Below are 26,302 nucleotides of genomic sequence, written 5' to 3'. Positions count from 1 at the left end.
CGATGGTAGTGTGGGGTCTCCCCATGCGAGAGTAGGTCATTTCCAGGCGCCTAATTTCTCTTTTACGAAAGAGAAGTCTCCTGATAGTGACATATCAGTGACTTAAAAAGATTTAGCATAGTGCGCAAGCAATTTGCTAAAGGAGCGGTAGTTCAGTTGGTTAGAATACCGGCCTGTCACGCCGGGGGTCGCGGGTTCGAGTCCCGTCCGCTCCGCCAACTTAAGATGAAAGCCCTAGCAGAAATGCTAGGGCTTTTTTCGTTGCGCGATAAAAAGATAGGGCGATAAAAAGATAACAACATAAAATCCCGCGGCGGTTCGTTGAAGTGACAAGGTTGCGAGATTGTAGTGCTTGACCCATCCATGGCTTGTTAGCCTCTTTATGAACAGAAAGCGGCCAGTCTTTGTCGCAAAGACTCACGGATTAAGCTCCCGTCCATTTGAGTAACGTAAGCCGAAGGCTTTTGCTGTAATGCAAAGGCTTTTTTATGCCTGTAATTGGATCAAATAGGTAAAAATATTAGCGAAGTTATCACTGATACGCAGATTTTAGTTGATGTTATCTATATCAGATAGCCGACATTGTGCTGTGTTAACCGAGGACCTGTGGTGTTTATATCAATATTCACCCGCGCATTTATCAATAACGGGCCTCATTTGCAATGTGAGGCCTTGGTCATTTATTTAAAAATTGATTGCATCACTTCATCTAATAAACGGTTTTAAGTCAGCTCTGTTCTATAAGGAATGCTGCTTTGTGCTCCGCTGCGTGTAACGGCTATTGATGAGGCTAAGTTAGCAAACATTACTGCATCTGTTAATGATTTTCCTTCGTCTAATGCCACCATTAGTGCACCGTTAAATGTGTCTCCGGCTGCAACCGTATCAATTGCATTAACTATGGGCGCAGGAATGATTTGTCCTTGGCCTTTTTCACTGACATAAGCGCCTTTACTTCCAAGTGTGATAATAACGGTATTAACGCCCTTATGATGAAGATCTTGTGCTGCTTTCTCTGCGCTTTGTTGATCGATAACCTCAATGCCAGTTAATGCAAAGGCTTCTGTCTCATTTGGGGTGATGATATCGATTAAGCGCAACAAATCATTACTCAGTTTAGCTGCTGGAGCTGGGTTGAGTATGGTCGTGCAGTGATACTGCTTGGCGAGGATTAATGCCTGATGAACAGTGTCTAACGAGGTTTCTAGTTGGACTAGTACGTAATCTGCTTGAGCAAACAATGCTTGTTGCTGCTGAATGTGCTCCGCAGACAAATAGGCGTTAGCACCAGGTACAACTCCGATGCTATTCTCACCGTGTTGATTAACAAATATTACGGCAGTGCCGGTACTCTGATTAGCAATATCATAACAGCCACTTAAATTGATTCCATCAGCAGCCCAAGTTTTGCGCATTATTGCAGCGTTACTATCATCACCCAGAGCACAGATGAAATATACTTTCTGTTGAGGGTTACTCAATCTCCCAGCAGCCACAACTTGGTTTGCCCCTTTGCCACCAAGTTCTAGCCGATATTGCTCACTAATTAACGTCTGCCCAGCTTGGGGTAACTCATTAAATGTTAGAACATGATCGGCATTAGCACTGCCGACAACTAATAAAGTACTCATGTTTATCCTTAGTTGCCACGCCGATCTAGTTAAATTGGCATGGCATGAGTTCGTTAGTAATCGTTTAAACGCTCAATAATAAAGTCTACAAAACCCGTTCGGTTTATATTAAACAAGACTTTGGCATTATGTGGATTGTTGGTTAATTGATATCGATCAACCACTGTCATACCTTGGGTATATTGCCCTTTAGTTTCAATGCCAACCCAGCAATCAACAGCGGTAAACAATGATGGATTGAGCAACCATGCTATGGTGCAAGGATCATGTAATGGTGCACCTGTGAAACCCCATTTAGGGTCACGATGGTAAATCATAAAGAAGTCGAGCAGCTCGGCGACGCATTTGGCTATTGGGTTGTTGATTGCTCTGATACGTTCAATATCTTCATCCATGATTTGTGCTTCGTGGGTTACATCGAGTCCGCACATCACAATCGGTAAGCCAGATTTGAACACCATATCAGCAGCTTCTGGGTCGACAAAAATATTAAACTCTGCCGCAGGAGTCCAATTGCCCACACCTGCTGCACCGCCCATCAGTACGATACTATCTATGTTGGAATGTAATTCAGGGTGTGCAGCGAGAAACAGGGCAATATTAGTTAACGGTCCTGTAGGAACGAGGGTGACGGGGTGCTTGCTGCCACGCACCTTATCGGCCATTAGTTCAATAGCGGTTTGTTGTACTGGTGCAAATGCCGGATCGGGAAGTTTTGGCCCATCAAGACCACTTTCACCGTGAACGTTGTCAGCAATAATAAGCTCGCGAGCTAATGGTTTCGGAGCGCCACTTGCAACCGGAATATCATGTCGGCCTAATAGGGTAAGTACGCGCAATGCATTGTTTAAGGTCTTTTCTGGAGTTTGGTTACCGGCACTCGTGGTAATGGCCAACACATCAAGTTTTGCTGAACTTAGTGCTAAAATAAGTGAGATGGCATCGTCATGACCGGGATCGCAGTCGAGAATAACAGGACGTTTCATGGATAATTTCCTTATTCAATAAGAAGGTATAATGTACCACTATCATTGTTGTTGGCTTAATGCTTAAAAAGTAAAATGTGATCTAAAATACCATGGCATAGTGGTTGAGATAATCGATCTGCAGTAACTTGCCTTAGCTCAAGAGTTGTTGCAAATCTCTCAATGTAATTTGTTATTAACCATGCCGTGATGGATGGGGTGTTTTACGCTACAGTGTGGTTTTATTAAGTAGGTAGGATTATGAATTGTCGTTTAGGTTGCGGTGCTTGCTGTATTGCGCCTTCTATTACTAGTGCAATACCGGGAATGCCAAATGGTAAACCTGCAGGGGTGCGTTGTATCCAATTAAATGATGCTAACTTATGTATGATATTTGGTCAGCCAGAGCGTCCAGAGGTATGCGCTGAGTTTAGTGCAAGTATCGATGTATGTGGTACTAGCAATGATCAAGCTTTATGGTTGATCACTGATTTAGAGTCATCAACATGTTAATCTGCACTTATTATTTATCTTGGATATTTTAGACCATGCAACTAACCCGATATACAGATTTTGGTATCCGCATTTTAATGTATCTTGCTGTGCAATCTGAACGCGAAACTTTGTTTCGAATTGCCGAAGTCACCAGTGTATTTGATCTTTCTTCAAATCATGTGGCAAAGATAATTCATCAATTAGGTAAGATGGGATATTTGCAAACGGTCAGAGGCAAGAGTGGTGGTTTTAGATTAGCAAAGCCAGCAGATGAGGTGTTAATAGGGCAATTGGTTCGTGATTTAGAGCACTCATTAGCGCCTATCGATTGTGAGTCACCATATTGCCGCTTTACACCAATATGCCGATTAAAAGGCGTGTTAGCGCAGGCTGTTTCAGCTTATTTAGTGGTGCTTGACCAATACACATTAGCAGATATTGTCGCGAATAAATCAGAAATTCTAGCAACGTTACCAGACTTATCTATCTCAGTGTTGCAGGTGGAGTAGCTTGAGTTGATAAAGCAACATTGAGATCATCAAATAATTGAGATGTTGGCAGTAATGTAATGCCATTGTCATTTAAACGAGCCAAATTAGCGTTCAGAAATCGGATGGTTTCAGGATAAGGATGGGCAATAGCAATCAGCTTACCTTGTTGTTTTGATTGTGTAATTATCAGTTGGAACTGTTTTTCAAGCGCTCGCTCACTAGTATCGTTATCTAAAAATATCTGCCTTCTCATTGATGGCACACCAAGCTGCATCGCCTTGTTGCTAGCTTTAGTATATTTAGTCGTAAAGCTGTCGATAAAAAACAGTTGTCGCTCTTTTAAACTCTGCATTACCCATAACATCTGCTTATCCATTTGAGTTAGTAAGCTGCCCATATGATTATTAGCCCCTTTCGCAAACGGAATATTAGCGAACGCACTTTGTAACTGTTGTTTAATTTGCACTTCAGTCATGTCGTTGGTTAATCCTCCCGGCCCTAATGCTTTACCATTTAAGGCTTGCATTGGCAGGTGCAACATAATTTCATGGCCTTTGTTGAAACCATCAGTGGCCAGCTTTTTTCCTAGCGGAGTATGCGGTAATACCGATAAAGTGATGGCATTGGGTAATAACAATGCGGCTTCGTCAGTTGAACGATAACCTATATCGTCAATGATAATGGCTAGTTTGGCTGCCGTGGCAGGCACGATGCTACAGAGGCTGAGTAAGATAAATAGTAGATTGCGCACGAATTTGACTTATCTAGTTGGGTGAGTTTAATTGTTCAATGACATGCATAACAAGACGATTATAAGCACAGTTACACAGCTTGATATAGCATTTGTTAAGGCAGTGCTACTGAATCGCGTCGTGTAGCCTTATTTTATATCCGCTATTACTCATCCGTGAGCCGATTTTATATCGCGTTTTGTTAAGCTTAACGGCAATAATAAGCTGGATCGACGGCCTTACCTTTGTTGCGAATTTCGAAGTACAGTCCTGGCTCACTTTGTCCGCCTGAACGACCGACAAGTGCAATAGACTCACCCGTTTTGACCATGTCGCCAGGTTGTCTCAATAATGTTTGGGCGTGACCATAGAGGCTCATATAGCCCTTACCATGATCAATCACTAACACCATACCAAAACCTCGTAGCCAGTCGGCATAAATGACTTTACCTGATGCAACCGCATTGATATTTTGTCCTTCTGGCGCCGAAAGTACTGTGCCTTTCCAAACAATCTGTCCTGAGCGACTGCTGCCAAAGCGTTTACTCACTCTACCTTTGGTTGGCCATGTTAATTTGGCTTTTTGATTCAATAACCCATCCATTGTTGGGTTAGATTTGGCGGCTACCATGGCTTGTTGCACGATGCGCTTTAAACTTGCCTCTTCTATTTGCAGTTGTTCTAATTCTGCGCCTTTACTCGATAAGGTGCGCTGTAATTGAGTCAGAGTTTGCTGGCGTTGACCTTGCTCTTTAGTTAATTGCAGTGCTTGTTGTTTTTGATCTATCACTAAAGCATTGAGTTTTTGCTGCGCAGTGACTTGTAGTTGTTTTACTTTATTAAGGTCAATACTGGTTTGCTTCAGCTGCTGGATAGCGTCTATACGGGCATTATTCAGAAATTGATAGTACGCCAGCATACGTTCAACCGTGGCTGGATTTTGCTGGTTAAGCATCATTTTGGTGTAATCATGATTACCGGCTAAATAAGCACTCGATAATTGTTTTGATAAGGTGTCTTGCTGACTTAGTTTCAGTTTAGCTAAGTCAATTTGTTGTTTATCCAGCTCTTTAAGTTTGATGTTAACCTCAGACAATGCCTTTTGTGATTGATTAACTTGTTGAGCGGCTTTTGCAATCGCTTTTTCATCACTTTTAAGCAGTGAAATGAGCTTCTCGCGTTGCTTCGAGGTATCTTTAAGGGAGTTTTGTTGTTGGTTTATTTGCGCTTGGATAGACTTCAAAGCCGATTGGCGTGAAGACAAATCGGCACTAGTTGCCGTAAATGAGAAGATTAGAAAGCCAGCAATAATGCTGGCTTTAACAAATAAACGAGTTATCACGAGTTAATGTTTACTCTTTAAGGTCAATGATACAGCGTCCACTCATTTCTTTCGGGATGCTTTGGCCCATTAAGGTTAACATAGTTGGCGCAATATCGCTCAAACGTCCACCATCTTTTATTACCGCATCACGGCCGACATAAACGAAGGGCACTAAGTTACTGGTGTGAGCTGTAAATGCTTGTCCATTAGACAGATCTGTCATCTTCTCCGCATTACCATGATCGGCAGTAATCAAGCATTCGCCATCAACTTTAGCTAAGGCTTCAACAACTCGACCGATACAAGCATCAACGGCTTCACAAGCTTTAACTGCAGCATCAAACTTACCGCTATGGCCTACCATGTCACCATTTGGATAGTTACAAATAACCACATCATATTTATTTGATTCAATTGCGGCGACCAATTTGTCGGTTAATTCAGTTGAACTCATTTCAGGTTGTAAATCGTAAGTTGCGACCTTAGGTGACTCAATTAAAATGCGATCCTCGCCTTCAAATGGCTCTTCTTTACCGCCATTAAAAAAGAAGGTCACATGGGCATATTTTTCAGTTTCTGAAATGCGTAACTGAGTTTTATGCAGATTTTGCAGGGTTTCACCTAAAGTATTCACTAAATCACTCGATGGATAGGCTACTGGAGCCTTAATATCAGCCGCGTAATCAGTTAGCATTACAAAGTTAATTTTTGGTGTTTTATTACGTACAAAACCGTCAAAATCTGGGTTGACAAAGGTGCGAGTAATTTGACGAGCACGATCTGCGCGGAAGTTCATAAAAATGAGCGCATCGTTATCGTTAAGTTCAGCAGCCTCGCCTTGAGCATCAACAATTACAGATGCAGCAACAAACTCATCATTTTCGTCACGAGCATAGGCCGCTTCAAGTGCTTCAGGCGCAGAAGCATAGGTAAACTTGCCTTTACCTTCAGTGATTAACTCGTAGGCTTGCGATACTCGATCCCAACGGTTGTCGCGATCCATCGCAAAGTAGCGACCAATAAGCGATGCGGTACGGCCATGACCTAATTCAGCAAATAGTTCATCAAAATGAACCAAGCTATTTTTAGCACTACGAGGCGGTGTATCTCGGCCATCTAAAAAGGCATGCAAGTACACTTTAGTCGCGCCGCGTTCAATAGCCATGCGACACATTGCTTCAATGTGTTCTTCATGACTGTGTACACCACCGGCAGACAACAGCCCCATAATGTGCACCGCACCATTTGCGGCAATGGCTTTGTCTACTGCATTGCTAAGCGCAGGATTTTGTTCAAACTCATGATCGGCAATCGCTTTGCTGATGCGAGTGAGTTCTTGATACACGATGCGGCCTGAGCCGATATTGATATGGCCAACTTCAGAGTTACCCATTTGACCATCAGGCAAGCCGACGTCGATACCAGAACCCGAAATAAGACTGTGAGCATATTGTGCATTGAGCTTATCTAAAACAGGAGTCTTAGCATGAAAAACCGCGTTATCTTGCGTGTTTTCACTATAACCCCAGCCATCAAGGATAAGTAATGCGAGTGGACGTTTCTTTGTCATTATGCAAATACCTTTAAGTTGGAAATAGAAGAGTTAGAAAATTTCAATTGTATGAATATTACTACTTATCGATAGTGTGCAAAAGGCATATAGGTTTGAAGATATAACCAAAGCTGCTGATAACGAGGGGCGAGTCACGAATAACTCAGCGTAAAGCGTTTATTTTCGGTGTTTCTTTAATGAAAACTGCCGAGCAAAACGATATACTCGGGCCATCTCATCTTAGTCATCGTCAGAGAAATCAGTAATTATGCAAGAATATATGGAATTTTTTAAAGCGAACCCAATGTTAAGTTTAGCGTGGGTCGGCTTGTTTGTAGCGCTTGTTGTTAGTGTCATTAAATCTGGTACATCAAAAGTGAAGCACGTTAGCCATCAAGAGCTAACACTCATGGTAAATAAGCAAGATGCTAAAGTTGTTGATGTGCGTGGAAAAGAAGAATTTAAAAAAGGTCATATTGTTGATGCGCTTAATGTGACCTTGTCTGAAATAAAAAATAATCAAGTCACTAGCCTTGAAAAGTTCAAAACCAGCCCCATTATATTAGTATGTAACTCAGGTATGACATCGTCACAAGCCGCTCAACTTCTTACTAAACAAGGATTTGAGAATGTGTTTAACCTTAAGGGTGGCATGGGTGAATGGCAGGGTGCTAATTTACCCGTAGTTAAAAGCAAGCGTTAATATGGTTGCTTAATTGTATTCAGTGTTAATGCATTTGGGTATGAATTAACACTGTTTATTATCAAGATCTTGCTCGTTATGATTTATCGAGCTGGATCAACTTTACGGGATAGCACTAATGTTAGATTAATTCTTTATACATTAAGTGTGACAGCCCAACACAATTAGCTTCACAGAAAAGCTAAATAACATTGATAGGTAGGAAATTATGGCTGAAGTAGCAAACAACGAAGCACAAGCACCACAGTTCAACATTCAGCGTATTTATACAAAGGATTTGTCTTTTGAAACGCCAAATAGCCCTGCTGTTTTCCAGAAAGAATGGAACCCAGAAGTAAAATTGGATTTAGATACTCGTAGCAACAAGCTGTCAGATGACACATTTGAAGTTATCTTATCGTTAACTGTTACTGCTAAAAATGGCGAAGATACTGCCTTTTTATGTGAAGTTCAGCAAGCGGGTATTTTCTCAATCGTTGGCTTAACTGAACAACAACTTGCCCATTCTTTAGGCGCATATTGCCCTAACGTATTATTCCCGTACGCACGTGAATTAGTCGGTAACTTAGTTGGTCGTGGTACTTTCCCACAACTGAATCTTGCTCCAGTTAACTTTGATGCACTATTTGCTCAGTACGTTCAACAGCGCCAAGCTGCTGCAACTGAAGCAGCAACTGCATAATTTATGAATAATGCTGCCGAAATTACGGTATTAGGGGCGGGGTCTTATGGCACCGCCCTTGCTATTTCTTTAGCCAGTAACGGTCATAAGACATTGCTTTGGGGTCACGATCCTAAGAGCATGCAAGTGTTAGCTGACAGTCGCTGTAACGAGCGTTTTCTTCCTGGTATCCAGTTCCCCGATTCTTTAGCAATCGAACCGGATTTAGGCAAAGCACTCGCGGCAAGCAAAAATATCTTAGTGGTTGTGCCCAGCCATGTGTTTGGTGATGTACTCAAACAAGCAAAGCCATTACTGCGAAAAGATGCACGGATTGTATGGGCAACCAAAGGCTTAGAGCCTGAAACTGGTCGTTTATTGCAAGATGTTGCACGTGAGCAATTAGGTGAACAATATCCATTAGCGGTATTGTCAGGGCCTACGTTTGCTAAAGAGCTAGCCGCAGGCTTACCGACAGCTATTTCTGTAGCGGGTACTTGCCCCGAGTTTACTCATGATTTGGTTGAACTACTTCATAGCCCTAAACGTCTGCGTGTATACGCAAATGACGACTTTACTGGCATACAATTAGGTGGTGCGGTTAAAAACGTCATTGCTATTGGTGCTGGCATGTCCGATGGTATTGGCTTTGGTGCTAATGCTCGTACAGCATTGATTACCCGCGGTTTAGTCGAACTTAGCCGTTTAGGTGTTGCGCTCGGCGCAGATGCCTCAACCTTTATCGGCATGGCGGGTTTAGGTGATTTGGTATTAACTTGTACCGATAATCAATCGCGTAACCGTCGTTTTGGCTTAGCTTTAGGTCAGGGCAAAGACGTGATCACCGCGCAAGAAGAAATCGGACAAGTGGTTGAAGGCTATCGCAATACCAAAGAAGTGTTTACCTTGGCTAAACGCCTTGGGGTAGAAATGCCGATTACCGAGCAAATCTATCAGGTGCTTTATCAAGGTAAAGCGCCAATTGAAGCTGCTAAAGAGTTACTTAGCCGTGAAAAAACCTCTGAAACACTCAAAAAATAGTGTCACACAGAAGCTAAGTTAATCGTGAGTAGTAACAAAAAAGGATGCTAAAATAGCATCCTTTTTTGCATTTGATGTTTATCAGTTAACTATTAAACAACCAATTGAAACAGTGTGGAGTAAAACGTGAAACATCATGACGTAATCATTATCGGTGCCGGTGCGGCAGGACTAATGTGTGCTGCGACAGCGGGCTATAGAGGTCGTGATGTGTTGGTGTTAGATAACGCCAAACAAGCTGGTAAAAAAATTCTTATCAGTGGTGGTGGGCGTTGCAATTTCACTAACCAAAAAGTGGAGCCGCACCAGTTCATTTGTGGCAATCCGCACTTTGTTAAATCGGCATTAGCGCGCTATCGATCAAGTGACTTTATTGATTTGGTTGAACGTCATGGCATTGAATACCATGAACGTGATCATGGTCAATTATTTTGTAATGACTCCGCTAAAGACATAGTCACCATGTTAATGACCGAGTGCGAATGGGCCGGGGTCAAGGTTCAGCTGCGTACTGAGATTTTATCGGTCAACAAAACCGATACCGGATTTACCTTAAGCACCTCTAATGGCGACTTTAGTTGCGGATCACTGGTTATTGCCACTGGTGGCTTATCCATGCCCAAATTAGGTGCTACGCCTTATGGTTACAAGCTTGCTGAACAATTTGGTTTAAAGGTTCTGCCGACCAGTGCTGGTTTGGTACCTTTTACTTGGCATGCCGAACAAAAAGTCCGTTTTGAGCCGTTATCGGGTATTGCTGTACCAACCACAATTACCGCGCAAGATGGCACCCAGTTTAGCGAAGCCTTATTATTTACTCATCGCGGCTTATCAGGCCCCGCGGTACTGCAAATTTCAAACTACTGGCAGCCAGGTGAAGCCATTTCTATCAATTTATTACCGGGTGAAAACGCGTTAGATAAAATTGAATTTGCACTGAAACATCATCCGAAACAAAGCCTGCGTAATACCCTGAGCCAATGGTTACCTAAACGCTTGGTCGATGCGCTGTTTGAAGAGTCACTATTAGATAAAGCGCTAAACCAACTGGGTCACGGTGAGCGTGAAAAGTTAGCAAACGAATTAAATAACTGGTCAATTATTATGAATGGCACAGAAGGTTACCGCACCGCAGAAGTGACTTTAGGTGGTGTTGATTCTAATGAGCTGTCATCTAAAACCATGCAAGCTAACAAAGTACCAGGATTGTATTTTATTGGTGAAGTAATGGACGTAAGTGGTTGGTTAGGCGGGTTTAATTTTCAATGGGCCTGGTCATCCGGTGTCGCGGCAGGGTTGGCGGTTTAGATGTGTGTAGTGACAATAAAGTTTGCCCGTAGTGGCTTTTGATACAATGTTTTTTCTGGGTGAAATATATCTGCATATGTTTTAAATGATTGTTAACGATAACAATAGCCGCATTTTTTGCTAAACCGATTCATTGAACTGGATCGGTTTTTTTGTAACTCAAGCTTGTATATGTAAATAATCATATATACACTTAGGTGTATATTTTGTATTGCGTGTTAGTGAGTCAACAATGAAAAAGAAAACGGTGTTGTTTCTCTGTACTGGCAATTCGGCGCGCTCGCAAATGGCTGAAGCCTTACTAAGAAGTAGAGCTGCGGATCTATTTGATGTATTTAGTGCTGGCACACAGCCTGAAGATATTGACCAAAGGGCCATTGACGCCATAGCTCGCTTTGGCGCTGACACTCGGGGTTTAGTGTCTAAAAAGCTACAAACCTTTGCGGGTAAAACATTTGATTACGTGATTACCCTTTGTGACAAAGCCAATAACGAATGTCGTAGTTATCCTGGCGCGGGTAAGCAGCTGGCGTGGGACTTTCCTGATCCTAAAAATCGCGCAGGTGAGCAAGCATTTTTGACCACCTTAAATGACATCAACAACCGCCTGACGATGTTTTTGTCAGTGGAGCAACCAACTACAGAGCCAATGTCGCTAGAGACTCAGTCTGCATTGAATGCCGCTGAATTCTCCAGTATTGATCCCCTCGCGTTTTATAAATGCCTTACCGATGACATTCGCTTAAAAAGCTTAATGTTGACCCATTACCACGGTGAATTGTGTGTGTGTGAGCTAATGGCAGCGCTGAATGAAGATAGCCAACCTAAGGTGTCGCGTAATTTAGCCTTGTTAAAAAAGGCTGCGATTATTAGCGACAGAAAAAACGGTCAATGGGTGTTTTATCGCATCAATCCTAACTTACCCCTATGGGCCAAATCAGTAATAGCACAAACCACCGAAAACAACCTTGGGTTGATTATGTCGTCATTACAACGATTAGACATTATGCAAAATAGGCCTAATAAGGTGAGCTTTTGTCGCTAGTCTGATGTTGTCATTTTAAGAATACGTTGTGGTATACCTCGTTGTTTGGAGTCATTTGTATGGGAACGTTCGAACGGTTTTTATCGGTATGGGTTGGCTTAAGCATGTTGGCCGGAGTGTTGTTAGGTTTATGGCAGCCCGAGGTCTTTCAGGCTATCGCTAATCTTGAAATCGCCCACGTTAACTTGGTTGTTGCGGTGTTTATTTGGGTGATGATTTATCCAATGATGGTGCAAATTGATTTTTCGGCAATGAAAGATGTAGGTAAAAACCCTAAGGGATTATTACTCACCATTGTCATTAATTGGTTAATTAAACCCTTTACCATGGCAGCATTGGGCTGGTTGTTTTTTAAGGTGCTGTTTGCCGATTTAGTCGACCCTGCATCTGCGCAAGAGTATATCGCAGGGATGATTTTATTAGGCGTTGCCCCTTGTACCGCAATGGTGTTCGTGTGGTCGCAATTAACTAAAGGTGATGCGAACTACACATTAGTGCAAGTGTCAGTTAATGACGTAATTATGATTTTTGCCTTTGCGCCAATTACTGCATTATTACTGGGTGTAAGCGATATTCAGGTGCCATGGGAAACCTTGCTTATATCGGTATTACTTTATGTGTTGTTGCCATTATTGGCTGGTGTAACAACGCGTTACTTGCTTAATCGTCGCCATGGCTTAGCCGCTGTTAACTCATTTTTAGCCAATTTAAAACCATGGTCGATTATCGGTTTACTGGCCACAGTGGTGTTGCTGTTCGGTTTTCAAGCTGAAGTGATTGTGTCAGATCCGCAAACCATTGGCTTAATTGCCATACCACTAGTTATTCAAACGTACGGTATTTTTATTATTGGGTACATAGCAGCTAAATGGCTGAAATTAGCCCATAACATTGCCGCCCCAGCTTGTTTAATTGGTACATCTAACTTTTTCGAGCTAGCTGTCGCTGTGGCGATATCGTTATTTGGGCTGCACTCAGGAGCCGCGTTGGCTACGGTTGTAGGGGTATTAGTTGAAGTGCCGGTGATGTTATCGCTGGTGGCCATTATCAATCGGACTCAACATTGGTTTAACCATTAATTAAGTCAGTTTGTGAATTCGGCTTTGTGAATCAATTTATGAACATATTTTGAAGTTACTTTTTGGAGTTAATCATGCAAGCTCATCCTTATGATGTTTTAGCGTTAGATAATGGCGCCAAGCTGATTTTTACCCCGTGTCCTGGTACCAAAGATGAAGCATTAGCTGCGTCAGTTGCCACATTAAAGGCGGCGGGTGCAAAAATGCTAATCACTTTGATGTTTGATGACGAAATAGTGCGTAATAAAGCGGAGAATTTACCCGCAGAATGTGCCTCACAGGCCATTACTTGGGTGCAATTGCCCATTGCTGATGATGCTGCGCCAGGGCAAGAGTTTGAAACTCAGTGGTTAGCCCATAAACTCCAGATTATTGAATTGCTGAATAACCGAAGCGCTATTGCAGTGCATTGTAAAGGCGGTTCGGGCCGCACGGGATTAGTCATTGGTCTGATATTAGTAAGCTTAGGCTGGCCTAAAGATAAAGTCATTAATGCAGTGCAAACTCTGCGACCCAAGGCGCTGACTCATCCGGTTCAGCGTGAATATTTTGATGCATTTAATGGTTAGCATGTAGTGACTAACCTTTAACATTACCACTTAAAAATGAGCGCAAGCTTAGGACACCATTATGACAATAAAAATAGGCATTAACGGTTTTGGCCGTATGGGACGTTTATCAATGCGTGCGGCGTATGATTGGGACGATGTTGAAATTGTGCACATTAATGATCCCGCTGGCGATGCTGCTACCCTGGCGCACTTAATGACCTTTGATTCAGTTCATGGTCGTTGGCATCATGAAGCGACACATGATGGTGATGCCATAGTGATTAACGGTAAAGCTATTCCTTGCAGTCGTAATGTGGCCACCCAAGAAACTGATTGGTCAAGATGCGATGTAGTGATTGAAGCCTCCGGCAAGATAAAAACCAAAGCCTTGCTACAAGCTTACTTAGATCAAGGGGTCAAAAGAGTTGTAGTAACCGCGCCGGTTAAAGAAGACGGCGTGCTCAATATTGTGATGGGCGTAAATGAGCATTTATACGATAAAGCGATTCATCCAATCGTAACGGCAGCTTCTTGTACCACCAATTGTTTAGCGCCTGTGGTAAAAGTGATCCACGAAAAAATAGGCATTAAACATGGCTCGATGACCACTATTCATGACATTACTAACACCCAAACGATTTTAGATGCACCGCATCAAGATTTACGCCGCGCCCGTGCGTGTGGCATCAGTTTAATTCCAACCACCACCGGCTCTGCTACTGCTATTACTCATATTTTTCCTGAATTGAAAGGCAAGTTAAATGGCCATGCGATTCGGGTGCCGCTAGCCAATGCATCGCTTACCGATTGTGTGTTTGAAGTGGCCCGTGGCACAACGGCAGAAGAAGTAAACCAGCTTTTGAAGCAAGCTGCTGATAGCGAACTTAAGGGGATTATGGGTTATGAAGAGCGCCCATTAGTGTCGGTCGATTATAAAACCGATCCACGCTCAAGTATTATCGATGCCTTATCGACTATGGTGGTTAATGATACCCAAGTTAAGCTGTATGTGTGGTACGACAATGAGTGGGGTTACGCTAATCGCACCGCTGAGATTGCGCGCAAAGTAGGTTTGGCGGACAAGGAATAAGCTAACATGGGGCTGTTAACTTTCAGTACATTGCCATCTCACATTAAGCAATATCTAATAATCACTGGTAATTATTGGGCATTTACCTTAACCGATGGTGCACTGCGTATGCTGGTGGTGCTGTATTTTCATCAGCTAGGTTACAGCCCGTTCAATATCGCGATGTTGTTTTTGTTTTATGAGATTTTTGGCGTAGTCACTAATCTTGTCGGTGGTTGGCTAGGTGCAAGGCTTGGCTTAAATAACACCATGAATATTGGTCTCTGCCTACAAATAGTTGCGCTAGCTATGTTGGCCGTACCAGCGGACATGTTGACCATAATGTATGTCATGGTTGCGCAAGCCTTGTCGGGTATTGCTAAAGACCTCAATAAAATGAGCGCCAAGAGTGCGATTAAAATGTTGGTGCCTAGTGATGCGCAGAGCAAGTTGTATCAATGGGTGGCCATTCTTACTGGCTCTAAAAATGCGTTAAAAGGACTGGGGTTCTTTTTAGGTGGCATTTTGCTCACGCTATTTGAATTTCGCGGTGCTGTGCTGTTGATGGCAGCCTTATTAGCTTGTGTGTGGGTGATGAGTCTATTGAGCTTAAAAGCGGATTTAGGCAAAGCGAAAAATAAACCTAAATTTATCGATATTTTTTCCAAAAGTCCGGCGATTAATTTGTTGTCGGCAGCGCGAATGTTTTTGTTTGGTGCTCGAGATGTATGGTTTGTGGTGGCGTTACCAGTGTTTTTAGCGGTGACATTTGAATGGGATCATTGGTGGGTGGGCGGTTTTATGGCGAGTTGGGTGATTGGCTACGGCATCGTCCAGTCATTTGCGCCTTATGTTACTGGTAAAAAACACGGCAAAGTACCAACAGGACGCGCAGCCTTTGTATGGGCTGGCTACTTATTACTTATTCCTGCTGCTATTGCTCTTGCGTTGCACTTTAACTTTTATATCCACGTGACATTAATTGCCGGATTAATGCTATTTGGCGCTGTGTTTGCCATTAACTCGTCACTGCACAGTTATCTGATTGTTAGTTATGCAGGTCATGATGGCGTGTCACTTGATGTGGGATTTTATTACATGGCCAACGCCATGGGACGTCTTATCGGCACCGTTCTTTCGGGGTTGGTGTATCAAATATACGGTTTAGAAGCTTGTTTGTGGATATCGAGTGGCTTTATAGCGCTAGCAACATTAATATCATTTAAGCTGCCGTATACGTTGTAATGCTTGGTGTTATTCTGGCGGCGCTTATGTTGACTCCTTTTCATTGCTCCTTTCGATACTGGTTCGCTAGTATCTGAAACTCTTACCGGAAACATCGGTAAAAAGTGCCTACAAGTCTGTGGCTCTTCCATAGCTCATTTTTCGATATTAAATTAAATCCTTTATAATCATGGTTTTAATTTTATATTTACTGTTGGCACGATGTTGGCATTAGTAAAAACATAGTCGTTGTGTAAATGGTTAATTCTCAGATGGTTAGGTATGAGGTCGATATCAAAAGGATTAGCACATCACGCACCATACTGTAAATCGTACACCAAGGAGGTTTTTATGTTGGGCTGGACATTAATGTTTTTAGTTATAGCCGTTATAGCAGGACTATTGGGTTTTACTGGTATTGCTGGAGCCGCAGCAGGGATCGCCAAAATTATTTTCTTTATCTTTATTGTATTACTGGTGATTTCATTATTATCCAGTGCGATTAGAGGTAAAGGTCCCCGAGCATAGTAGGTAACCTGAGCTCTGAAGCCGAGTTAAGGTTAGCGACAAAACGTTATTCGATTACAACCATCATCTAGGAGATGAATATGAAATTATTAAAATTACTGACAATGGCAAGTTTAATGGTGTTTTTAACGGCTGGTTTATCAGCATGTTCAGACAATAAAGCTGAGAATGCTGGTGAGAAAGTGGATGAAATGATCCAAGATGCCGGTAATGCTGTTGAAGATGCATGTGAAGATGTAAAAGAAGGCATGAAGTCAGAAGATCCAGACTGTTAAATACAGTGCAATCTGATTAACTATTTAATCCGTTCAGAGCCGTTAGGTTATTAACGTAAAGTACATTGATGTCAAAGGTCACGACTTGTTTAGACTCATATAAGTCAATGTAAAATCTTAAGAGCGTGGCGCGAAGTGATTAGATAGTTATAGTGATAAGTATTGTCTTAAGCAGCACTCATGTGCTGCTTTTTTTAAAAAAGGAGGACCACAATGCTCACCCGTATCCATATTAAATATTATTATACCCTTGGTACGTTATTGGCTGCGTGCTTATGTGTGGCGCTTCCTTATGTGTTACTTAAGCTTGTTTTTGCGTGGCTTGCATTATCTTTAGGCTTGGTGAGTTCGGCGTATTGGTTTAATAGTGCAGGTATTTTCCGTAAACGCCAAGATGGCAGTATTCCTTGGTATATAGGTTGGAGCTTTATTCCGTTTTTATTGGGTTGCCAGCTATATAACGCCTGGGCGAGAAAAAATGACAAAGTTCCTGCAATACAAAAAATTGATAAGCAGCTGTATTTAGCCTGCCGGTTGTTTTCGGGCGATATTGACCGACTTAAGCATGAGAAAATTGATGCTATTTTAGATGTTACTGCAGAATTTGACGCATTAGAGTGGACTCTGGTTGATGAAAATATTGCCTATTTAAATATTCCGGTATTGGATCACAGCGTACCTAGCGTCGCACAGTTAAATCAAGCGATTAATTGGTTACATAACCAAGTCAGTAATGGCAAAAATGTCGTAGTACATTGTGCATTAGGTCGAGGGCGTTCGGTGTTAGTGCTAGCCGCTTACTTAGTGTGCCGTGAGCAAAATCGTAATGTTAATGATGTGCTGAAATCTATCAGTAGTATTCGTCAAACCGCGCGGTTAAATAAATGGCAGTTAGCGGCCGTCGAAAAAATGCATCGCCTGAATCAAATTCATATCCATAAACGCGCTTGGTTGATTGTGAACCCAGTGTCAGGTGGCGGTAAGTGGCATGATGAAGCCGATCATATAACTCAAACCTTGAGCGATTATTTTCAGCTTGAAGTCTTATATACTACTAAAGACAAGTCTGCGGTGCAACTAACCGAACATGCCAAAAAACAGGGTGCTGATATTATTGTTGCTTGTGGTGGAGATGGCACAGTTAACGAGGTGGCATCGGTGATTGTCGACAGTGATATTTATCTAGGTATTATTCCTATGGGCACCACTAATGCACTTAGTCACACCTTGTTTGGTATCACCAGTAAGTTAGTACCGGTATCGCAAGCGCTTGATATTTTGATTCAAGGTTATTCTCAGCGCATAGATACTGCCATGTGTAATGAGCAATTGATGTTGTTGCTAGCGGGCTTGGGCTTTGAGCGGAAAATGATACAGAAAGCCGATCGCGACCGCAAAAATGAGCTCGGACAGTTGGCTTACCTTAATGGTTTGTGGGAGGCGATAGATGAAAATCAGCCTTTGTCGATGAAATTACAGCTTGATAGTGGTGATATTCAAATGATTAACACCACGAGTTTAGTGATTGCCAATGCGGCGCCATTCACCAGTGTATTAGCCCAAGGAAATGGTGAACCCAATATTACCGATGGTTTGTTAGACATTACTTGGATTGAGTCCAGTGAGACATCACCACAACAATTATTGAGTATGACCGAGCTATTATTTGCCGGATTAACAGGCGAGCGTGAAGATGATCAGCAGAGTGGAATTCATCATGAGCAAGCTAAGACGATTCAGTTGAGCACGGACTCGTTGTGCAAATATGTTATTGATGGTGAGTTATTTGAGTCTGAAGATTTATGCATCAAGGTTAAACCTAAGTCATTAAATGTGTTGCTGCCTCAAGCGAGCAAACACATTTAATCACTTAGCACGCTGTTAAGGTTCGTCTGGACTCGTTTGGTCTTGGTATTTACTTAACTTGTTATAAAGGGTTTTAACGCTGATACCTAATTGTTTTGCAGTTTCATTTTTATTGCCCATAGATTCATCAAGGGCCTGATAAATTGCAGCTTTTTCTAGTTCGTCGAGGCGCATGCCCACAGGTATTTGTACGCCGTCAGTTAACGGCTCTGTTGAAGGTTCTAGCGATGACACCATGATATGGCTCGGTAAAATTTCGTTTTCTGCCAGAATATATGCACGTTCAATAGCGTGTTTCAATTCGCGGACATTACCAGGCCATTTTTGTTGTTGGATCAGGTTAAGTGCATCATCTGAAAACATTTTTGTGAGTTTTTCAGCTGTGTTTCGATATGCCAAAAAGTGCTGGGCGAGTCCACTTATGTCGTTGTTACGGTTGCGTAATGGTGGCACTTGGATGGGAAAATGCGCTAAACGAAAATATAAGTCTTCGCGGAAATGACCCGCATCAATAGCGTCGGCTAGATCGCGGTTAGTGGCGGCAATAATACGAACATTGGCTTTTTTAAGATGTTGTGAGCCCACTGAGCGATATTCATTATTTTCGAGTACGCGTAGTAATTTTACTTGGTGTTCTAACGGCATTTCGGTGACTTCATCAAGAAATAAGGTGCCGCCTTCTGCCTGCTCAAATACACCACGGTGATCTCGATGGGCACCAGTAAAAGCGCCTTTTACATGACCAAACAGTTCGCTGTCGACCAGTTCAGGGCTTAATGCACCACAGTTAATTGCGATAAAGGGTTCGTCGACTCTATGACTAGCCAAATGAATAGTATTGGCAACGAGCTCTTTACCTGCACCGCTTTCACCAACGATGAGCACGTTGCTCTCGGTGACAGCGACTTTACGAATAGTGCGATATAACTTGTGCATCGCACGCGATGAACCAACCAATAAACCATATTGGTCTAGTTCACTCGAAAAAGGCTGTTTTTGCTTAGTCGATTGCGATTTGAAGTCTCGGGCAAAGTCTTCTAGCGTGTCGTTAATCACATCAGCATCGTAAGGCTGGCGAAAATGATAACCAGCCGTTTTTGACATTAAATGATCTAAGTTGGGGTTTGGCTTACCTTCGGTTAAGAAGATGAGCTCAATATCAGACATTATCGAACTGTCAGTTAGCTCAGCGTATTCTTGTTGGCTTAATTGTGACAGTTCAATGATAGCAACGTCTATTGAGTTACTCTTCAGTTGGTCTAACCAGGACTGGTCAACTGAGCTGGCAATCTTATTAAAGTGCTGGCTACTTGGTAAAGCAAGTAGACGAGCTTCACCTTCTTGACGGTGTAAATGGTAAAAAAGTGTTGGACGTGGCATGCCGATTCACTCCCTGTGGTATGTAGTCCAATGTTTGTCTCGGGTGTCGTGTGACAACTAAAGACAATCATTCAGTGTTGTTAGGCCATTAACGTGTAACAAAATATTATAATAACACTAATAATCAGATGGTTAATTAAATTTTGTCCATGTGCAGACGTGCTTATGTTTAGGCTTTGCTTACATAATATGTGCTGGATCTCTATAGGTTATACAAGCTATAGAGCAAAGTACTAGTTAAATTATCGAATACAGGAGGATTTGCGTTGAAATCATATACTCGAGACGAACAAGTTGAGTCCGATGTGTGGCTTTTGCATGAAGCGATTGATTTATGCCAAGAGGGCGAGCAATTTTATGCCCAAGCAATACTAGGGGCCGACGATTACAACATTAAGCGGGTTTTTATCCATATGGCTGACATTAGAAAATGCATGCTAACGCGTTTAACACCATTATTTACGTTGATGCGATCCAGCCAAGCAAGACCTATGGACAGTAAAACCTTTCACCAACAATCTTCATATAAACACTATGCTAAGGCTGAACACCTGATACAGGATAAACCATTACCGCAGTTGATTGCAGTATTGGTTGAAACTGAGCAACAAGTATTAACTCAATTAAAGTACGCCGCTAAAAAAACTAAAAATAAGCGTGTCGCAGGGCAACTTGCCGAAGGCATTGCTTGGCTACAGATGAGTTTTGATACCATGAAACGCCTTTCCGTTGTAGGTAATTAGTCTGCGGGCAATTAATCTGCGGGTAATAAAAACGCCTGATAATGTTGATTCTCAGGCGTTTTTTGTTGATGTTCGCTTCGTCACCTTTTAAGTCTAGTCGAGGTTAAGCCACTCTTGATTGCCATGAGGAAAAATTTACCTAGTATCGGTAAAAAAGTCCGATAACATTACTATTAAAAGTCATCATAGCAATGAAAAAATTTAATTAGTTGTTATTTTACATGTGGTTATAATTGTTGGCATGATTCGCGCATTATAATCCTTGATATTAACAACGGAGGAAATCTTTATGAAAAAGACCACATTATCTGTAGTAATGAGCATCATGTTAGGTTCAATGGCATTCGGTGCAAGTGCAGCACAAGATTGGCAAGATGATGCAAAAGATGCGTGGATCGATGGTAAAGCTGAAACCACACTTTTGTTAAATACTAATTTGAATTCATTCGATATTAATACCGACGTACATGATGGCAATGTGACCCTAACAGGTAAAGTTAACAGTAGTGTTGATAAGGCACTTGCCGGAGAATTAGTGAAAAGCTTAGATGGCGTTAAAGACGTCAATAATGAATTGTCGGTAATGAAGCCTGATAGCGATAAAGACACTAATGATCTCGCTAAAACTCTCACCGATTCAAAAGTCGCTACCGTAGTCAAAACGCGACTATTATTCTCAGCCGACGTATCTGGTACCGATATTGACGTTGAGGTCAAAAATAGCGTGGTAACATTAAAAGGTTCGGTATCGAGTGATGCTGAACGTGATTTAGCTTTAATGATTGCCAAAAATACTGATGACGTAAAAGATGTTGTTAATAAGTTACGTGTCACTCAGTAATCTATTGATAATCTTTAAACCAGCCTTTGGGCTGGTTTTTTTATGCCTAAAATAGGCAATAAGTCACTATATTTTGATTATTAGCAACTAAAGTTAGCCGACTGGTCTATTCTTGTTTATCCTGTCATTGAAATGGAGGCTCAATGAACAAAAGTGCAGCAAGTAGACAATCAATATGCGCCGTAGGCGAAAAGCTTTTTGCGTTACACGGTTATAGTGGCGTGGGCATTAAATTAATTCTCGACGAGGTCGGTATTCCTAAAGGGTCTTTTTACCATTACTTTGCCAGTAAAGAGGCGTTTGCGGCAGCCGTTGCCGAACATTATTTTCAATTACGTATTCAGCCTATTGCTATCGATTCAAGCGTAAATTTTAAAACTAATTTATCAACAATGCTTAATGGGTATCATCAACTCATTGATGAGCTGTTTAGTGGCAGTGAGCCTCGTGGCTGTTTAATGGGTAACTTAATGGTTGAAGTCAGTAGCAAAGCGCCTTTATTGCATCAAACCTTAAACCACCTTTATGATCAATGGTTGGGCTTATTGAGTGCGCTTATCGAGCAGGGGCAGCAGCAAGGCCATATCCGTACAGACTTGCCAGCATTAACACTAGCGAGTGTTTTTTGGGCGAACTGGCAAGGAACTATGCTACGCTGCCAAATTAAAGTCGATAAAATGACTGCTAAGCGAGCTTTAGTGCAGTGTATGCAGATGATGACTCGATAGATTCAAGTGCTGCAGCAGTGATTTTGAGCGTGTATTGTGGAAAAAATATTGCTACATAGAGCGGTTTTTTCGGTGTTTGGAGTAGGGTTAATTGGCTAAAAGATTATTACTTAGTTGTTTGGTTTTGCTGCTGTCGGCATGTGCGTCTAGTCCGCAAGTGGTTATCGCACCTAAGCCTGTGGTAGTTCCACCCATGCTTAAGCAAGCAGCGCCCAAGTGGAGCGAGTCAAGCCTGTTAAGTTTTCATAATCAATGGAAAGGTACGCCATATCGTTTAGGTGGCCTGAGCCGAAATGGCGTAGATTGTTCAGGGTTTGTGTATTTGGCCTACCTGAACATTGTCGGCGACAAACTACCTCGTACAGTGAATTCACAGGGGACTTTGGGTAAAGACGTGCCGCGCAGCCAGTTACAAACCGGCGATTTAGTTTTTTTTAAAACCACTCGGACGGTTCATCATGTCGGTATTTACATGGGCAATGATCGTTTTTTACATGCCTCGACTAAAAAAGGGGTAAAAATTTCGAGTTTGAATAATATCTATTGGAAGCCTCGTTTCTGGTTTGCAAAACGCATAGACAATCCAACGTTTGAACAAAACATGTCGATAGCCAGTTTGGTCGAACATGTTCAACAGCAAGACCATTTATAATTTGGCAGCAGTTTAACTGCTGGTGCCGTTTATTTGCTTCAACCCTAGGCCTGCTCTGAAGTATTGCTTGGGTTGTTTTCACCGCTTAGCATCGATATATTCATGTTATAAATAGCTGTTTAGGCTAAAACCACGACGTAAACGGACCCGTTATGCCAGACTCCAAGCATTGGACATTAAAAAGTATTGCCAAAGAATTAGGTGTGTCGAATGCGACGGTATCTAATGCGTTTAATCGTCCAGATCAGTTGTCGGAAAAACGCCGCACAGACATTCTCGCTGCCTGCAACGAGCTAGGATATTTTGGACCTAATAAAGCCGCGCAATCTTTAAGGCGTGGTAAATTTGATACGGTCGCATTGGTGTTGTCGGACAGTATTGAATACATGGTGTCAGATCCTGTGGCCAGTAAATTTATGAAAGGTGTTGCGGCCGTTTTCGAGCAACATAAAATTAATTTACTGTTGTTTTCTGGTAGCTCTGACAATGTGAATGGCGTCAATGATTTTGTCGATGGCTTTATTTGTTATGGTCGCCCCCGTAACCGTTTATTAGCTGAGCAATTGAAAAAAATCCGTAAAAAAGTGGTAACGGTCGACTTTAATATTCACCGTAGTGCTTCGGTGAGTATCGATAATAAAGCCGGTGCCTATGAAGTGGCCAAGTTGGCGATTCAATCTGAGCAAGATCAGGTCGCAATTCTTGGATTACGCTTGCTTGATACCCATTTAACCTGCCGCGTGTATGATATTCATTCTATGGAAATTGACACGTCTGTAGCGCATCAGCGTTTGCAAGGTTATTTGGATGCCATTGGTGATACTGGGGTTAAGCTTGGTGATGACCGCATATGGAATATCCCTGAAAGTAATGCCGACTTTGCGACCATAGCTGCCAAAGAGGCGCTTAATTGTGTACCGCGTCCGAATGTATTTTTGTGCATGAGTGATTTAATTGCTTTGAGTTTAATGCGCGAGGCAATCCAACAAGGTTTACGTATCCCACAAGATGTTCGAGTGGTGGGTTTTGATGGTATTGACGAAGGTACTCGGGCGATCCCGCCGCTGACGACTGTGTTCCAGTATTCAGAACAAAAAGGCCGTAAAGCCGCTGAAATGTTTATTGCTGATGCCCATCATGCTGAAGTGTTAGGTTATGAATTGTCACGTGGTGGCAGTTGTTGATGCAATATTGATGACCGGACGATTTCGATACAAATATGTTGATACAAATAAGGCGCCTAATAGGCGCCTTATTTACGTTTGAGCTTAAATTATCCGTCAGATTATCTGCTATGTTTAGCCAATAAATCGGCCAGCACAATGTGGGTCGATTGTTGCGCTGCAACTATGTTGATATGGGTTTCTTTGGTGGCAAAGTTCACGCTTAACTTGGCTGAACTGTCGCCATGCACCCAAGAAAGTGTCAACTGATTAGCCTGGTTTGTCATGGTGAACTCACCATTAAAGGCATCAAGGTTATTGCGAAGAGTGATCAGCTCACATAGCGTTTTAACAACCGGTTTTTGCATCGCGGTTTGAATGTCGCTTACCTGTAGATAAGGGCGGTTAATGTCACGACCTACCTGAGTTTGATTCAGCAATTCCATGGCATTAGGCACAGCCAATAAACCTGTGTAATACACCTGCGGAATACCTGGAGCAAAAAATTGCACGCTTCGAGCGATTAAATAATCAATGTCATTTTGGCCAAGCGCATCGTAGTAGGTGCAATTAACTTGATATAGATCGACATTGCTGGCTGCCGCGCCCGTTGCTTGTAAGCTTTCACCTTTGCTATTGCTATGGATGCGATTAACTAGGTTATCAATTTCTGCAGCGGTTAATAAACCTGCTTTATTGCCGACAGGGCCAGCGTCGATAATACCAATACCGTCATGAGTGTCTAATACTGTGACACAGTTGCGTGGTGCAATGGATAGCCAGTGGCTTAATGCACTGACATCTTGGCTAAATAGGCTGTGAAGGATCAATGGCGGTAGCGCAAAGTCGTACACCATGTCTACCCGCTTAGCGATATCGAGTTGGGTCATGTAGTGCGAGTGAATTTCGGCAAGGGTGGTCATGCCTAGGCTGTTGGCTTTTTTGGCTAACTCATCGACAAATTCAAATGACTCTTCAATCATAAAGCAGCTAGTGCCCGGCTTTTTAATCGCATAGCCAGCAGCGTCAAGACGAATAAGATCGACTTTGCTTTCATGAAAACGCGTTAGCACCTTGTTTAAATGCGCCTGACCTGCAGCGGTATGCACATTAATATCAATTTGGTTTGAGGTAAAAGTCGTCCAAAACTCGGCTTCTGTCCCGTCGGCAAGTTTATAGGTAGTGAAGCAACTCCCTGGGCGTGGACGATAAATTTTAGCTTGGTTTTCTGCGCTCAACCCGTCAGGAAATACGCTCTCTTTAGTTAAAAATAAATCCCAGTAAACAGAACTTTTACCGTTGGCAAGTACGTCTTGAAACTCGGTAGACTCCGCTGACATGTGGTTAACGATTAAGTCGGCCATGATGTCGTATTGCTGGCCAATCTGCTTTACGTCATTCCAATCACCAAGACGTTCATCTACTTTTGCATGGTCTATAGGGTCAAAGCCAGCATCGCTGCCGTCAATTGGATAGTAAAAAGGTAACAGATGTACGCCACCAAAGAGATTATGAAGTTCTGTGTCGAGAACCTGTTTGAGTCCTTTTAAGTCTGAGTGCGCTATACGATCTACGTAAGTGATCAGCTGAACATTATTTTTCATTTTGGTGACTCTTAAAGTAAGTATTTAAAAAAACTTAATCGATTAAGTTGTATATTTAACCAATATGAAACATTATTCAAGGGCTTTGTTTAAATATTGAATTCGTTTTCTGTGGGAGAAGACGAATGTGTCGCCATAAATAGACAGTGTGACCACAAAGAAAACATATAACAATAAGGTGAGAAGTATGGTTAACCATATGAAAGAGCTAGATAATTGCGGTAACTCTAGGATAAGAATACTAACGTATTTAATGTTTTTTATGTTTGCCATGACCTCTGATGCAGTGGGAGTGATTATTCCTGAGTTGATTAACACATTTGACTTATCGATGTCACAAGCGAGCGCATTTCATTACATGCCAATGCTTTTTATTGCATTAAGTGGGCTGTTTTTAGGCTTTCTGGCAGATAAGCTAGGCCGGAAAGTAACGATTTTAATTGGCTTACTGTTGTTTGCGCTGGCCAGTTTTATGTTCGCTTTAGGTGAGTCATTTTATTATTTTCTATGTCTGTTGGCACTAGTGGGTATTGCTATTGGGGTATTCAAAACTGGCGCACTAGGGTTAATTGGTGATATTTCAACTAACTCAAAACAACATTCAAGTACCATGAATACCGTTGAAGGCTTTTTTGGTGTGGGTGCTATGGTT

General features: G+C 42.2%; 27 protein-coding genes and 1 tRNA gene. 21 read left to right on the top strand and 7 right to left on the bottom strand.

What is annotated here, in order from left to right:
* The first annotated feature begins 141 nt into the window (after nt 1-141).
* Nucleotides 142-218: transfer RNA gene (locus H5185_RS13440), tRNA-Asp, on the top strand.
* 504 nt (nt 219-722) lie between these two features.
* Here the strand turns inward: H5185_RS13440 and rbsK are convergent.
* On the bottom strand, nt 723-1,631 hold the full coding sequence (gene rbsK / locus H5185_RS13435; RefSeq protein WP_182742351.1) for a ribokinase: 909 nt from the start codon (nt 1,629-1,631) through the stop codon (nt 723-725).
* Nucleotides 1,632-1,684: 53 nt separating this feature from the next.
* Nucleotides 1,685-2,617, bottom strand: a complete 933-nt coding sequence (gene rihA, locus H5185_RS13430) for a pyrimidine-specific ribonucleoside hydrolase RihA (protein ID WP_124016621.1) — start codon at nt 2,615-2,617, stop codon at nt 1,685-1,687.
* Between the two features lie 240 nt (nt 2,618-2,857).
* On the opposite strand from rihA, the gene H5185_RS13425 reads away from it, so the two are divergent.
* Together H5185_RS13425 and H5185_RS13420 are read left to right on the top strand one after the other, a co-directional pair.
* Nucleotides 2,858-3,109: a YkgJ family cysteine cluster protein gene (locus H5185_RS13425; protein ID WP_124016622.1), complete on the top strand. Its 252-nt coding sequence runs from the start codon at nt 2,858-2,860 to the stop codon at nt 3,107-3,109.
* Nucleotides 3,110-3,144: 35 nt separating this feature from the next.
* On the top strand, nt 3,145-3,600 hold the full coding sequence (locus H5185_RS13420) for an Rrf2 family transcriptional regulator (RefSeq protein WP_182698183.1): 456 nt from the start codon (nt 3,145-3,147) through the stop codon (nt 3,598-3,600).
* Here the strand turns inward: H5185_RS13420 and H5185_RS13415 are convergent.
* The 3 genes from H5185_RS13415 to gpmM all read right to left on the bottom strand — a co-directional run bounded on the left by H5185_RS13415 (nt 3,575) and on the right by gpmM (nt 7,210).
* Nucleotides 3,575-4,333 (bottom strand): divergent polysaccharide deacetylase family protein, encoded by a 759-nt coding sequence (locus H5185_RS13415; protein WP_182742350.1) that lies wholly within the window; start codon nt 4,331-4,333, stop codon nt 3,575-3,577. The two genes, H5185_RS13420 and H5185_RS13415, sit on opposite strands and share 26 nt — an antisense overlap.
* Nucleotides 4,334-4,521: 188 nt before the next feature.
* A complete protein-coding gene (locus tag H5185_RS13410; RefSeq protein WP_124016624.1) occupies nt 4,522-5,655 on the bottom strand; it encodes a murein hydrolase activator EnvC in 1,134 nt (377 codons plus the stop codon).
* Nucleotides 5,656-5,665: 10 nt separating this feature from the next.
* Nucleotides 5,666-7,210 carry a 2,3-bisphosphoglycerate-independent phosphoglycerate mutase gene (gene gpmM / locus H5185_RS13405; protein ID WP_182723225.1) on the bottom strand — a complete coding sequence of 515 codons (1,545 nt, stop codon included), beginning with the start codon at nt 7,208-7,210 and terminating at the stop codon, nt 5,666-5,668.
* A 247-nt stretch (nt 7,211-7,457) separates the two neighbouring features.
* On the opposite strand from gpmM, the gene H5185_RS13400 reads away from it, so the two are divergent.
* The 12 genes from H5185_RS13400 to H5185_RS13345 all read left to right on the top strand — a co-directional run bounded on the left by H5185_RS13400 (nt 7,458) and on the right by H5185_RS13345 (nt 18,539).
* Nucleotides 7,458-7,892, top strand: a complete 435-nt coding sequence (locus H5185_RS13400) for a rhodanese-like domain-containing protein (protein ID WP_124016626.1) — start codon at nt 7,458-7,460, stop codon at nt 7,890-7,892.
* Between the two features lie 208 nt (nt 7,893-8,100).
* Entirely contained in the window at nt 8,101-8,574 is a 474-nt protein-coding gene (gene secB / locus H5185_RS13395; RefSeq protein ID WP_124016627.1) for a protein-export chaperone SecB, read from the top strand.
* 3 nt (nt 8,575-8,577) lie between these two features.
* Entirely contained in the window at nt 8,578-9,594 is a 1,017-nt protein-coding gene (gene gpsA, locus H5185_RS13390) for an NAD(P)H-dependent glycerol-3-phosphate dehydrogenase (RefSeq protein WP_124016628.1), read from the top strand.
* A gap of 126 nt (nt 9,595-9,720) precedes the next feature.
* Nucleotides 9,721-10,902 (top strand): NAD(P)/FAD-dependent oxidoreductase, encoded by a 1,182-nt coding sequence (locus tag H5185_RS13385; RefSeq protein ID WP_124016629.1) that lies wholly within the window; start codon nt 9,721-9,723, stop codon nt 10,900-10,902.
* A 232-nt stretch (nt 10,903-11,134) separates the two neighbouring features.
* Entirely contained in the window at nt 11,135-11,947 is an 813-nt protein-coding gene (locus H5185_RS13380; RefSeq protein ID WP_124016630.1) for a metalloregulator ArsR/SmtB family transcription factor, read from the top strand.
* A 59-nt stretch (nt 11,948-12,006) separates the two neighbouring features.
* Nucleotides 12,007-13,026 (top strand): ACR3 family arsenite efflux transporter, encoded by a 1,020-nt coding sequence (gene arsB, locus H5185_RS13375; RefSeq protein ID WP_124016631.1) that lies wholly within the window; start codon nt 12,007-12,009, stop codon nt 13,024-13,026.
* A 74-nt stretch (nt 13,027-13,100) separates the two neighbouring features.
* Nucleotides 13,101-13,595: a tyrosine-protein phosphatase gene (locus H5185_RS13370; RefSeq protein WP_182742349.1), complete on the top strand. Its 495-nt coding sequence runs from the start codon at nt 13,101-13,103 to the stop codon at nt 13,593-13,595.
* A gap of 61 nt (nt 13,596-13,656) precedes the next feature.
* A complete protein-coding gene (locus H5185_RS13365) occupies nt 13,657-14,667 on the top strand; it encodes an ArsJ-associated glyceraldehyde-3-phosphate dehydrogenase (protein WP_182742348.1) in 1,011 nt (336 codons plus the stop codon).
* A gap of 6 nt (nt 14,668-14,673) precedes the next feature.
* Nucleotides 14,674-15,891, top strand: coding sequence for an organoarsenical effux MFS transporter ArsJ (gene arsJ, locus H5185_RS13360; protein ID WP_124016634.1), 1,218 nt, complete (start codon nt 14,674-14,676; stop codon nt 15,889-15,891).
* A 330-nt stretch (nt 15,892-16,221) separates the two neighbouring features.
* A complete protein-coding gene (locus H5185_RS13355) occupies nt 16,222-16,398 on the top strand; it encodes a DUF1328 family protein (protein WP_124016635.1) in 177 nt (58 codons plus the stop codon).
* Between the two features lie 80 nt (nt 16,399-16,478).
* Nucleotides 16,479-16,673, top strand: coding sequence for a hypothetical protein (locus H5185_RS13350; protein ID WP_124016636.1), 195 nt, complete (start codon nt 16,479-16,481; stop codon nt 16,671-16,673).
* A gap of 213 nt (nt 16,674-16,886) precedes the next feature.
* Entirely contained in the window at nt 16,887-18,539 is a 1,653-nt protein-coding gene (locus H5185_RS13345; protein ID WP_124016637.1) for a diacylglycerol kinase family protein, read from the top strand.
* Between the two features lie 15 nt (nt 18,540-18,554).
* Here H5185_RS13345 and H5185_RS13340 read toward each other — a convergent pair whose 3' ends face one another.
* Nucleotides 18,555-19,919: a sigma-54-dependent Fis family transcriptional regulator gene (locus tag H5185_RS13340; protein ID WP_124016638.1), complete on the bottom strand. Its 1,365-nt coding sequence runs from the start codon at nt 19,917-19,919 to the stop codon at nt 18,555-18,557.
* A 266-nt stretch (nt 19,920-20,185) separates the two neighbouring features.
* On the opposite strand from H5185_RS13340, the gene H5185_RS13335 reads away from it, so the two are divergent.
* From H5185_RS13335 to H5185_RS13315, 5 genes are all read left to right on the top strand, one after another.
* On the top strand, nt 20,186-20,662 hold the full coding sequence (locus tag H5185_RS13335) for a hypothetical protein (RefSeq protein WP_182742347.1): 477 nt from the start codon (nt 20,186-20,188) through the stop codon (nt 20,660-20,662).
* A gap of 289 nt (nt 20,663-20,951) precedes the next feature.
* Nucleotides 20,952-21,503: a BON domain-containing protein gene (locus H5185_RS13330; protein WP_182698188.1), complete on the top strand. Its 552-nt coding sequence runs from the start codon at nt 20,952-20,954 to the stop codon at nt 21,501-21,503.
* A 143-nt stretch (nt 21,504-21,646) separates the two neighbouring features.
* Nucleotides 21,647-22,231, top strand: coding sequence for a TetR/AcrR family transcriptional regulator (locus H5185_RS13325; protein ID WP_124016641.1), 585 nt, complete (start codon nt 21,647-21,649; stop codon nt 22,229-22,231).
* A 91-nt stretch (nt 22,232-22,322) separates the two neighbouring features.
* The gene (locus H5185_RS13320) at nt 22,323-22,883 is read left to right on the top strand and encodes a C40 family peptidase (RefSeq protein ID WP_124016642.1); all 561 of its coding nucleotides are present in this window, start codon (nt 22,323-22,325) and stop codon (nt 22,881-22,883) included.
* Between the two features lie 152 nt (nt 22,884-23,035).
* A complete protein-coding gene (locus tag H5185_RS13315) occupies nt 23,036-24,067 on the top strand; it encodes a LacI family DNA-binding transcriptional regulator (protein ID WP_124016643.1) in 1,032 nt (343 codons plus the stop codon).
* A 101-nt stretch (nt 24,068-24,168) separates the two neighbouring features.
* Here the strand turns inward: H5185_RS13315 and gtfA are convergent, their stop codons facing one another.
* Nucleotides 24,169-25,650, bottom strand: a complete 1,482-nt coding sequence (gene gtfA, locus H5185_RS13310; RefSeq protein WP_182742346.1) for a sucrose phosphorylase — start codon at nt 25,648-25,650, stop codon at nt 24,169-24,171.
* Nucleotides 25,651-25,837: 187 nt separating this feature from the next.
* Between gtfA and H5185_RS13305 the strand changes: the two genes are divergently transcribed.
* A partial coding sequence (locus H5185_RS13305; RefSeq protein ID WP_182742345.1) for an MFS transporter occupies nt 25,838-26,302 on the top strand: 465 nt, incomplete at its 3' end.

Source organism: Shewanella sp. SG44-6, from assembly GCF_014164185.1.
GTDB lineage: Bacteria > Pseudomonadota > Gammaproteobacteria > Enterobacterales > Shewanellaceae > Shewanella > Shewanella vesiculosa.
The sequence above is the reverse complement of the archived record's forward strand: the minus strand, read 5'-3'. Positions and strand labels throughout refer to the sequence as shown.

Bases quoted from the DNA above. Each gene is read 5' to 3' on its own strand.
- rbsK (WP_182742351.1), bottom strand. From the start codon at position 1,631: ATGAGTACTTTATTAGTTGTCGGCAGTGCTAATGCCGATCATGTTCTA.
- rihA (WP_124016621.1), bottom strand. From the start codon at position 2,617: ATGAAACGTCCTGTTATTCTCGACTGCGATCCCGGTCATGACGATGCC.
- H5185_RS13425 (WP_124016622.1), top strand. From the start codon at position 2,858: ATGAATTGTCGTTTAGGTTGCGGTGCTTGCTGTATTGCGCCTTCTATT.
- H5185_RS13420 (WP_182698183.1), top strand. From the start codon at position 3,145: ATGCAACTAACCCGATATACAGATTTTGGTATCCGCATTTTAATGTAT.
- H5185_RS13400 (WP_124016626.1), top strand. From the start codon at position 7,458: ATGCAAGAATATATGGAATTTTTTAAAGCGAACCCAATGTTAAGTTTA.
- secB (WP_124016627.1), top strand. From the start codon at position 8,101: ATGGCTGAAGTAGCAAACAACGAAGCACAAGCACCACAGTTCAACATT.
- gpsA (WP_124016628.1), top strand. From the start codon at position 8,578: ATGAATAATGCTGCCGAAATTACGGTATTAGGGGCGGGGTCTTATGGC.
- H5185_RS13380 (WP_124016630.1), top strand. From the start codon at position 11,135: ATGAAAAAGAAAACGGTGTTGTTTCTCTGTACTGGCAATTCGGCGCGC.
- arsB (WP_124016631.1), top strand. From the start codon at position 12,007: ATGGGAACGTTCGAACGGTTTTTATCGGTATGGGTTGGCTTAAGCATG.
- H5185_RS13370 (WP_182742349.1), top strand. From the start codon at position 13,101: ATGCAAGCTCATCCTTATGATGTTTTAGCGTTAGATAATGGCGCCAAG.
- H5185_RS13365 (WP_182742348.1), top strand. From the start codon at position 13,657: ATGACAATAAAAATAGGCATTAACGGTTTTGGCCGTATGGGACGTTTA.
- arsJ (WP_124016634.1), top strand. From the start codon at position 14,674: ATGGGGCTGTTAACTTTCAGTACATTGCCATCTCACATTAAGCAATAT.
- H5185_RS13355 (WP_124016635.1), top strand. From the start codon at position 16,222: ATGTTGGGCTGGACATTAATGTTTTTAGTTATAGCCGTTATAGCAGGA.
- H5185_RS13350 (WP_124016636.1), top strand. From the start codon at position 16,479: ATGAAATTATTAAAATTACTGACAATGGCAAGTTTAATGGTGTTTTTA.
- H5185_RS13345 (WP_124016637.1), top strand. From the start codon at position 16,887: ATGCTCACCCGTATCCATATTAAATATTATTATACCCTTGGTACGTTA.
- H5185_RS13340 (WP_124016638.1), bottom strand. From the start codon at position 19,919: ATGCCACGTCCAACACTTTTTTACCATTTACACCGTCAAGAAGGTGAA.
- H5185_RS13330 (WP_182698188.1), top strand. From the start codon at position 20,952: ATGAAAAAGACCACATTATCTGTAGTAATGAGCATCATGTTAGGTTCA.
- H5185_RS13325 (WP_124016641.1), top strand. From the start codon at position 21,647: ATGAACAAAAGTGCAGCAAGTAGACAATCAATATGCGCCGTAGGCGAA.
- H5185_RS13315 (WP_124016643.1), top strand. From the start codon at position 23,036: ATGCCAGACTCCAAGCATTGGACATTAAAAAGTATTGCCAAAGAATTA.
- gtfA (WP_182742346.1), bottom strand. From the start codon at position 25,650: ATGAAAAATAATGTTCAGCTGATCACTTACGTAGATCGTATAGCGCAC.